At 66.1% G+C, this 9,074-nt stretch carries 13 protein-coding genes; 12 read left to right on the top strand and 1 reads right to left on the bottom strand.

Annotated elements, in window-relative coordinates; all coding sequences use genetic code 11:
* The 10 genes from fliL to fliS all read left to right on the top strand — a co-directional run.
* Positions 1-349 (top strand): flagellar basal body-associated protein FliL (gene fliL / locus H926_RS35380; RefSeq protein WP_237741199.1); only part of this gene is annotated, 349 nt, incomplete at its 5' end.
* A 53-nt stretch (positions 350-402) separates the two neighbouring features.
* Entirely contained in the window at positions 403-1,308 is a 906-nt protein-coding gene (locus H926_RS0124615; protein WP_022678604.1) for a FliM/FliN family flagellar motor switch protein, read from the top strand.
* A gap of 23 nt (positions 1,309-1,331) precedes the next feature.
* The gene (gene fliN, locus H926_RS0124610; protein WP_022678603.1) at positions 1,332-1,607 is read left to right on the top strand and encodes a flagellar motor switch protein FliN; all 276 of its coding nucleotides are present in this window, start codon (positions 1,332-1,334) and stop codon (positions 1,605-1,607) included.
* Complete coding sequence (locus H926_RS0124605) at positions 1,607-1,879, top strand: flagellar biosynthetic protein FliO (RefSeq protein ID WP_022678602.1); 273 nt, start codon at positions 1,607-1,609, stop codon at positions 1,877-1,879. Before fliN ends, H926_RS0124605 begins: the two co-directional genes overlap by 1 nt.
* Positions 1,880-1,986: 107 nt before the next feature.
* Positions 1,987-2,748 (top strand): flagellar type III secretion system pore protein FliP, encoded by a 762-nt coding sequence (gene fliP / locus H926_RS0124600; protein WP_022678601.1) that lies wholly within the window; start codon positions 1,987-1,989, stop codon positions 2,746-2,748.
* Positions 2,749-2,762: 14 nt separating this feature from the next.
* Entirely contained in the window at positions 2,763-3,035 is a 273-nt protein-coding gene (locus H926_RS0124595) for a flagellar biosynthetic protein FliQ (protein WP_022678600.1), read from the top strand.
* 11 nt (positions 3,036-3,046) lie between these two features.
* The gene (gene fliR / locus H926_RS0124590) at positions 3,047-3,820 is read left to right on the top strand and encodes a flagellar biosynthetic protein FliR (RefSeq protein ID WP_371256339.1); all 774 of its coding nucleotides are present in this window, start codon (positions 3,047-3,049) and stop codon (positions 3,818-3,820) included.
* An 11-nt stretch (positions 3,821-3,831) separates the two neighbouring features.
* Entirely contained in the window at positions 3,832-4,986 is a 1,155-nt protein-coding gene (locus tag H926_RS0124585; protein ID WP_022678598.1) for a flagellar biosynthesis protein FlhB, read from the top strand.
* A 64-nt stretch (positions 4,987-5,050) separates the two neighbouring features.
* Positions 5,051-6,523 (top strand): flagellar filament capping protein FliD, encoded by a 1,473-nt coding sequence (fliD, locus tag H926_RS0124580; protein WP_022678597.1) that lies wholly within the window; start codon positions 5,051-5,053, stop codon positions 6,521-6,523.
* A 66-nt stretch (positions 6,524-6,589) separates the two neighbouring features.
* Positions 6,590-6,961, top strand: a complete 372-nt coding sequence (fliS, locus tag H926_RS0124575; RefSeq protein WP_022678596.1) for a flagellar export chaperone FliS — start codon at positions 6,590-6,592, stop codon at positions 6,959-6,961.
* 76 nt (positions 6,962-7,037) lie between these two features.
* Here the strand turns inward: fliS and H926_RS0124570 are convergent, their stop codons facing one another.
* The gene (locus tag H926_RS0124570; RefSeq protein WP_022678595.1) at positions 7,038-8,078 is read right to left on the bottom strand and encodes a chemotaxis protein CheB; all 1,041 of its coding nucleotides are present in this window, start codon (positions 8,076-8,078) and stop codon (positions 7,038-7,040) included.
* Between the two features lie 281 nt (positions 8,079-8,359).
* Between H926_RS0124570 and H926_RS30575 the strand changes: the two genes are divergently transcribed.
* Positions 8,360-8,620, top strand: a complete 261-nt coding sequence (locus tag H926_RS30575) for an STAS domain-containing protein (RefSeq protein ID WP_022678594.1) — start codon at positions 8,360-8,362, stop codon at positions 8,618-8,620.
* Positions 8,617-9,074: Hpt domain-containing protein (locus H926_RS30570; RefSeq protein ID WP_043611380.1), on the top strand; the 458-nt coding region annotated here is incomplete at its 3' end. The genes H926_RS30575 and H926_RS30570, both read left to right, overlap by 4 nt.

The raw sequence follows: 9,074 nt of genomic DNA, 5'->3' as shown, positions 1-9,074 counted from the left end.
CAAGGAAGTGGAAGGCGAAGGCGGCAGCGAATACCGCACCGTCTACTATTCGTTTTCCGACGATTTCACCTCGAACCTCAAGGACAGCGATCGCCTGGTCCAGGCCTCGATCGCGGCATCGACGCGCCGCGATTATCGCGTGGTGATGTGGATGAAGAAGCACGAGCTGGCGATCCGTTCGGCCCTGCTCACCGTCTTGGCGGATACGCCCGATACCGACGTGGAAACCACCCAGGGCAAGCAGCGCCTGCAGCAGCGCATGACCGCCGCGATCAACAAGGTGCTGACCGACACCGAAGGCTTTGGCGGGGTGGATGCGGTCTATTTCAAGCAATTCATCGTGCAGTGAGCCGCAGGTTTGCGGGTTGACGGGCATTTTACGGGCAATGGGGAAGCAAGACGATGAAGCCTGAACGGGAATTCGTGGCAGAGCGGGTAGTGGCAAGCCACTGCCCGCAACTGCTGCGCCCCGGAGCGAGCCAGGCAGACCTGGTCACGGCGCTCAGCCGCACGGCCGAAAAGCTGGCGCGCGAATTGGGAAGCGCCCTGGCCGGGTTGCTGGGCGGCGATGAACCCCTGGTGGAATGCAGCCGTCCCGAACGCACCGTCTATTCCGATTACGCCACGATGCAGGTGATGGGCCACCGCAACCTGGGGGCCTATACGCTGTTTGGCGCGGGCGCGGCCAATGACCGCATCCTGGGCATGGTGGCCGGCGAAGTGGTGCTGCGGCTGGTCGATCGCGCGTTTGGCGGCGCCGGCGTGGCGCCGCAACAATTGCCGCGCGAGTTGCCGCTGTCGGCCGAACTGATGGTGCACCGCCTGGAAGCCATGCTGGCCGGGTGCCTGGCCAGCGCGCTGGGCGCCGAAACCGCCGACGTGATCCGCCCGCTGCGCCGCGAAGGCAACATCGATCACCTGGCGCCGTTCGGCAACGACGAGCATATCGTCGCGCTGGTCTTTTCGATCACCGAGCCCGGCCGCCCGGCCTGGGCGATCGAAATGGCCTTTCCCTATGACACGCTGGCCGCGCTGTTCGCCAATGGCGAGCGCCCGCCCGTCAGCGCCGAGCATGCCCCGGCCGATCCGCGCGCCGCGCCCTTTGCCGATGTGCCGCTGCCGCTCAGCGCCGTGCTGGTCGACATGCGGGTGCCGCTGGCGGCGATCTCCGCGCTGGAAGTGGGGCAGATCCTGCCCGTGCCGGTGGCGCGGGCCGTGCCCTTGCGCGTGGCCGGGCAGACCATCGGCCATGGCACGGTGGGCGCGGTGGACGATCGCCTGGCCGTGCAGCTTTCGCAGATTTTCTAAGATTTCATTTGGGGGGTTTCACAATGTCGTTTCAACCGCGCGGTTTCGATTTCCTCAAGGATGTCGATGTGCGCCTCACCGTCGAACTGGGCCGCACCGAGATGAAGCTCAAGGACGTGCTGGCGCTGAACGAGGAAAGCGTGGTCATGCTCGACCGGCTGACCGATGAACTGCTCGACGTGATGGTCAACGGCAAGCTGATCGCGCGCGGCGAAGTGGTTGCCCAGGGCGATCGCTTTGGCCTGCGCATCGTCGAACTGGCCGGCAGCGAAAACGCCCCGCGCAAGGATGCAGCGTGATGCTGTGGTACATTCTCAAGCTGATGGTGGTGCTGCCGCTGATTGCCGGCCTGGCCTGGGGCTCGTTGCGGCTGGCCAAGCGCTTTGAAGGCAAGTTCGGCACCGCTACCGGCAGCCGCGCGGTCAAGATCGTGGAAACCCAGATGCTTTCGCCCACGCTGCGCCTGGCGGTGATCGAATTCCACGATCGCGAGATCCTGGTGTCCACCTCGAAGAACGGCCTGGTGCGCCTGGCCGAAGCGCCCGCGCGCAAGCGGGAGGATGTGGCGTGAGGGGGAATGTTGTGGGCGGCATCCACCACCCCCCGACCCCCTCCTCTGAAGAGGAGGGGGCTTATCGGCCCTCTCTCCCCCTCCTCTTCAGAGGAGGGGGCCGGGGGGTGGTGGGCTACCTTGCACTGACACTGCTGCTGCTCCCCACCACAGCCCTCGCCCAGAGCTCGCCGGGCCAGACCGCCATTCCCGGCGCGCTGGACCGCGCGTTCAGCCAGATCGCCGGAGCGCAGTCGCAGGGCAGCCTGTCGCTGTCGTTGCAGCTCCTGCTCATCATGGGGCTGCTCACGATCCTGCCATCGCTGATCCTGATGATGACCAGCTTTACCCGCATCCTGGTCGTGCTCTCGATCCTGCGCACGGCCCTGGGCCTGCAGCAATCGCCGCCCAACCAGATCCTGATCGGGCTGTCGCTGTTTCTCTCGCTGTTTGTGATGGCGCCCACGCTCGACAAGGTGAATGCCAACGCGATCCAGCCCTATTCGACCGGGCAGATCAATGCCGAGCAGGCGATCGGCACGGCCGGCATGGAATTCCACGCCTTCATGGTGCGGCAAACCCGCCAGCGTGACCTGCTCATGTTCACTGACATGGCCAAGGCGCCGCATTACCAGGCGACGCGCGACATTCCCTTTTCGATCCTGCTGCCCGCGTTCGTGACCAGCGAGCTGAAAACGGCGTTCCAGATCGGCTTCATGCTGTTCCTGCCGTTCCTGGTGATCGACCTGGTGGTTTCCTCGGTGCTGATGAGCCTGGGCATGATGATGATGTCACCCACGGTGGTATCGCTGCCGTTCAAGATCCTGTTGTTCGTGCTGGTCGATGGCTGGGCGCTGCTGATGGGCAGCCTGGCGTCGAGCTTCGGCTAGGGGCGGGCACGATCATGGACGACATGGCTTCGCTTCTCGCGCTTGCTGATCGCATGCTGTGGACCACGGCGCTGGTGGCAGCACCGGTGTTGCTTGCCAGCCTGGCCGTTGGCCTGGTGGTGGGCATCATCCAGGCGGCCACCTCGGTCAACGAACAGACCCTCACTTTCGTACCCAAGCTGGCGGTCACCGCGCTGATCCTGGTGCTGCTGGGCGGGGCGATGCTGGGCCTGATCGCCGATTTCATGACCGACGTGTTCGCCCAGATCGCGGCGACGGGGCAGTAACGATGATCGCGATGAATTTCGGGTTCGGCGCGCTGGAGACCGAATTCTGGCGGATGATCTTCCTGATGACGCGCTGCGGCGCGGCGCTGTTTGCCGTGCCGCTGTTTGGCAGCCAGCAGGTGCCGATGCAGGTGCGCGTGGTGCTGGCCGGGGGCCTGGCAGTAATGCTGTGCAACTGGACCACGATCCCGGCACCCGCCGCGCTGTTTTCGCTGCCCGGCCTGCTGGCCACGGCGGGCGAGGTGGTGATCGGGCTGGCGCTGGGCTTCGTGCTGCAATTCGCCTTTGCCGCGCCGATGATCGCGGCCGAAATGATCGGCGCGAGCATGGGCATGAGCATCGCCACTGCCGCCGATCCGGTATCGGGCGCGCATTCGCCGGCGCTGGGGCAGTATTTCTCGGTGCTGCTGACGGTGATCTTCCTGGGCCTGGGCGCGCACCTGCAATGGTTTTCGCTGCTGGTGGAAAGCTATCGCGCGTTTCCCCCCGGTGGCGGCTGGTTCACGCCCGATCGCATGGGGCTGATCGTGGGGTTCGGCACGCAGATGTTCGTGTCTGCCCTGGCCATCGCGCTGCCGGTAGTGCTGCTGCTCTTGCTGGTGCAGTTGACTTTTGGCGTGCTGGCGCGATCGGCCCCCAGCCTCAATATCTTTGCCCTGGGCCTGCCGATGGGCGTGCTCGGCGGCATTGCCGCGCTGATCGCCTCGGCCCCGTTGCTCGATGATGCGCTGACCGATCTGGTCGCCCTGGGCCTGGGCCAGGCCCAGGCGCTGCTGGTGAAATAGGGGCGCAGACCATGGCAGAGGGCGAAGGCAGCGGCGAAAAGACATTCGCCCCTACCGAAAAGCGCAAACGCGATGCCGCACAAAATGGCGACGTGCTGCGCTCGCGCGAGTTGGGCACGGCGGCGGGAATCTTTGCCGGGATTGCCTGGCTGTGGCTGGCCGGGCCCTGGCTGCTGGGCCAGTTGGGCCAGGTAACGCGCAGTGGCTTTTCCTGGGACCGCGACAGCCTGGATCATTTCGATCCGGGCCAGCGCCTGGTCCGCGCGCTGATCGATGTGCTGCCCCCGGTGCTGGTGCTGGGCGTGGGGCTGATCGCGGTGGCGCTGGTGTCGCAGCTGGCGTTTTCGTCTGGCCGGTGGAACGCGGGCAACCTGGCGCCCAAGGGATCGCGCCTCGATCCCGCCAAGGGGCTGGCGCGCATGTTCGGCATCCAGGGGCTGATCGAGCTGGGCAAGGGCCTGGCCAAGGTGACGCTGCTGGGCACCATGGCCTATGTCTGGATGCGCGGGCGGGTGATGGCACTGGTTGGCCTGGGCGGCGGGCAGATCACCCAGGGCGCGCTGGCCGGGCAGCTGGGCTATGCCTGGGATGCCATGCTCTCGCTGCTGGTCTTGCTGGCCTCGGGCCTGGTGGTGATCGCGCTCATCGATTTTCCGGTACAGTTCGTGCGCCGTTTCATGCGCCTGCGCATGAGCCTTCAGGACATCCGCGACGAAACCAAGGAAAGCGAAGGCTCGCCCGAAAAGAAAGCGGCGATCCGCGGCCGCCAGCGCCAGATCGCCATGGCTGGGGTCAACAAGGCCATGCGCGAGGCGCAGTTCGTGATTACCAACCCCACCCACTTTGCCGTGGCGCTGGCCTATGATCCCGATCTGGCGCCCGCGCCGATCGTGCTGGCCAAGGGGCGCGGGGAAAAGGCGCTGGCCATGCGCGAACTGGCGGCCGAACTGGCCCTGCCCACGCTGGAATACCCCGCGCTGGCCCGCTCGGTCTATTACACCACGCGCGAGCGGCAGGTGATCCGCGAGGAACTCTATGGCCCGATCGCGGCGATCCTGGCGTTCGTCATGTCACTGAAGCGCGGCGATACCCCGTCCGCGCCGATGGTGAATGTGCCCGTCGCGCTGCGCTTCGACGCCGATGGCCGGCCCGAAGCGCTGGTCTGACGGCATGCCTTCCGCGCGGATGAAGCGCCCTTAAACTCCCCAACCGCCGGACGTTCTTGAACGTATGACCACGACCTCATCGACATCGTCGACTTCGGCGTCGACCAGCACCTCGACCACTTCGTCGTCTTCGGCGACGGCCAAGCTGCTGGCGTCGCTCGGCGCCAGCACGATCGACAGCTCGGGCCTGGCCGACCAGCTTTCCGCCGCGCAATACGCCGCACGGATCGATGCGGTGAACGCCAAGCAAAGCAAGGTCGCCACGCAGATTTCCGATGCCTCGACGCTCAAGTCGATGATCAGCTCGCTGGCCAGCTCGCTGGGTGACCGGGTGCGCACCGGCGATCTGGCGGTTACCCCCACGATCACCAACAGCAGCGTGGCCACTGTCAGCAAGGGCACGCTCACCGGCAGCGGCACCTCCACGCTGGAAGTCACGCAGCTGGCCAAGGGGCAGACGCTGGTCAGCCCGGCCATGGCCTCGACCGCCAGCGCGGTGGGATCGGGCACGTTCACGCTGCGCTTTGGCACCGTGGCAGGCGGCGCATTCACCGCTGATTCCAGCCGGTCGCAGGTCGATATCACGCTGACCAGCAGCGATACGCTGTCCACCCTGGCGCAAAAGATCAACGCCACAGGCGCGGGGGTTTCTGCCTATGTCGCCACCGGGGCGAGCGGCGCGCAGCTGGTGATCAAGGGCGCCGATGGCGCGGCCAACGGCTTTCAGATCGAAACCACGCCGGCCGCCGGCGATACCACGCTGGCTGGCCTGGCGTGGACGCCGGCGGGCGATGCCACCCGGCTCAAGTCCACCGCCACCGATGCGGCCTATACGCTCGATGGCGTGGCGCGCACCGCCACGTCGAACACCATCACCGATGCGGCGCCGGGCCTTACGCTCAAGCTGACCGGCACCAACACCGGCGCGCCGACCACCATCACCTTTTCCGATCCGTCGAGCGCGATCCAGACGGCGATGACCGATCTGGTCGATGCGCTGAACCAGGTGGTCAGCACGCTGACATCGGATACCGATCCCACCAACGGCTCGCTCAACAACAATCCCGGCGCGCGATCGCTGCGCCAGACGCTGACCACGCTGGCCAGCAAGGTGGTGATGCCCAATGCCGCCAGCGGCCAGCCCAGCACGCTCAGCGACCTGGGCCTCAAGATCAACCGCGATGGCACGTTCAGCCTCGATACCACGGTGCTCGGCAATTCGCTGAGCAAGAACCCCGATGGCGTTGCGGCCATGTTCACCAATGGCCTCTACGGCGTCTATGCCACGTTCGATTCGATCTCGCGCTCGGTGGCGTCGACCACCGATCCCGGCTCGCTGGGCGGGGTGATCACCTCGCTGGGCACCAAGCAGGCGACGCTGACCACGCAATTGACCGATCTGCAGAACCAGCAGGCCACGCTGCGCAGCCAATTGCTGACGCGCTATGCCGCCCTGGCCACCAAGGTTTCGGATTCGCAATCGACGCTGACGTTCCTGACCAACCAGATCACGGCGTGGAACAACAAGAGCGGCTGATGCCGATCGCGATCGTGACCGAGCACAACCGCAGCGTGAATTACCAGAGGGGCAACGGGTTCTGACATGCGCTATAACCGCGATCCGGGGGAAGCCTATCGCCGCGTCGATTTCGAGGCGCGGGTGCACGGCGCCAACCCGCGCCAATTGGTCGACCTGTGTCTGGAACAGGTGGCCGGCTCGCTCGGCCGGGCGATCTATGCCGAAAAGACCGGCGACAATGCGGCCAAGAGCGCGGCGCTTACCCGCGCGGTTTCGGCGCTGACCGCGCTGCAGATGGGCGTGGACAGCCAGACGCCGACCGGCCCGGCGCTGATCCAGCTCTACCAGTCTGCCCGGCGCACCGTGCTCGACAGCGCGCTGCGCTTCGACGGGGCCAAGATGGACACCATCCGCCAGGATTTCCTTGAAATCCGCCAGGCCATGATGGGCCACTGATCACGCGTTTTCCGCACAGCCACAAGGCCCGGTGACACCATAGCGTCACCGGGCCTTGCCGTTTCTGGTCCCTGGCTCAGCTCTGGTTGCACAGGCCGATCACCGCCGCGCCCAGATCATCGAGCGCGATCTGGCGGCCGGCTGCGCCGATCTCGATCGCGGCGCTTGGCGCTTCGCTGACCAGGGCGCTCTTGGGATCTTGTACGATCGTGTCCATGCCGCTGTCGTGCAGCAGTTTCAAACCCTTGGCACCATCGTTGCCCATGCCGGTGAGCAGCGCGCCCACGGCCGGAATGCCGGCGCGGGCGATCGAGCCATAAAGCAGGTTGGCCGAAGGGCGCGAGCCCTCCACCGGCTCGCGCTCCATCAGGCGGATCTTGGGCGGCTGGCCCGGCTCGATCACCACGTGGCGATCGGGATCGGCGGCGATGTGGATCGTGCCCTGGGCGAGGGCAGCGCCATCGCGGGCGATCTTCACGCTGCAACCCAGGTCGGTATCCAGCCGCTTGATGAAGGTTTCGGCCAGCATCGGTTCGGCCTGGAGGCAGATCACCGTGGGCGGGCATTCATCGGGCCATTCGGCCAGGATGGTGGTCAAGGCGTCGATCCCGCCCATCGAGGCGCTGAACGCCACGAAGCGCCCGTTCCAGGTGAACTTGGCCGCTTCGGCGGCGGCTGCCTCGCGCTTGGCCTGCTGCTTTGACCGGTCACGCACGTTGGAATTGGCCGCGGCCAGCACGATCTTGCCCAGCTTGCCCACGGTCTTGGCAAACTGTTCGGGCGTGGCCTTGAGCGGCTTGGGAAAGCATTCCACCGCGCCCAGCTCGAACGCCTTGAGCGAGGTTTCCGTGCCGGCCTGGGTAAGGCTCGAGAGCATCACCACCGGCAGCGGGTTGCTGCCCATGATCTCTTCCAGGAACTCGATCCCGCTCATCCCCGGCATTTCCACGTCGAGCGTGATCACGTTGGGTTTGAGATCCGCAATGCGTTCGCGCGCGTCTGCCGCATTGGCGGCAGCGCCGACGACGACAACATTCTTGGTCTGGTCGAGGATGTCCGAAAACAGCGCGCGCATCGCCGCCGAATCGTCCACCACAAGAACGCGAGCTTCGTGCATGGATCATGAAACCTTCGTCTGGGCGCCACTGTCACGGCGCCATCTGCAAGCCCATCCATAGCCAGCGAGCCCGGTGCAAATTCCATCCGCGCCCCTAGGTATCTCACCCTAAGAGCGCGGAAAGCGCGCCTTTCCCCATTCCCGCTAAGCCTGTGTCGACCACCCGCCACCGTGTTGCCCACGGCCCGCGCCAAACCCTTGGCAACGGCCGATTCGCCCCACGCAGCGGCCGCCAGAAAGCTGACTTCACGTCATTGCGCTATCGAGGGGAAACCGACGCGATGCCCACGATCACTCTGCCACCCCGCTGCGACCGGGCGGCTGCCGAGGTGCTGCTGCCCGAACTGGTGGCGGCGCTGGGCACCGGCCCCCTGCAGATCGATGGCACGGCCTGCACCCATGTGGGCCAGGCGATGTTCCAGGTTCTGGTGAGCGCGCGGCGCAGTGGCGATGGCGCGGTGATCGAACCCTCGCCCGCCCTGCGCGAAGCCGCCCGCCAGATCGGGCTGGAAACCGAACTCTTTGACGGAGCGCACGCATGAACGCGGAAGAAATCCAGGCGATCTTCTTTGCCGAGTGCGAGGAATCGCTGGCCGCGGCCGAACAGGGCCTGGCCGCGTGCAAGGAAGGCACGCAGGACGCCGATACCGTCAATGCCGTGTTTCGCGGCGTCCACTCGATCAAGGGTGGCGCCGGCGCCTTTGGCTTCATCGCGTTGCAGGCCTATACCCACACGTTCGAGACGCTGCTGTCCGACGTGCGCGATGGCACCGTGGCGATCACCGAGCCGCTGATCGATCTGCTGCTGCGCGCGCTCGATACCTTGAGCGACCATGTCATGGCCGCGCGCGGCCAGGGCGACACGCCCGACGACGCCGCGCTCCAGGCTGAAATGACCGCCGCGATGGCCGCCAATGCCGGCGCCGCGCCGGCAGCGGCGCATGAACCGGCGCCCGCGCCAGAAGCGGCACCGGCCAGCAGCAGCAGCGACGACGC

The sequence above is a fragment of the Novosphingobium sp. B-7 genome, from assembly GCF_000410615.1.
In the GTDB taxonomy this organism is placed as follows: domain Bacteria; phylum Pseudomonadota; class Alphaproteobacteria; order Sphingomonadales; family Sphingomonadaceae; genus Novosphingobium; species Novosphingobium capsulatum.
Note: the sequence above shows the minus strand (reverse complement) of the source record. Positions and strands in the feature narration are given on the sequence as shown.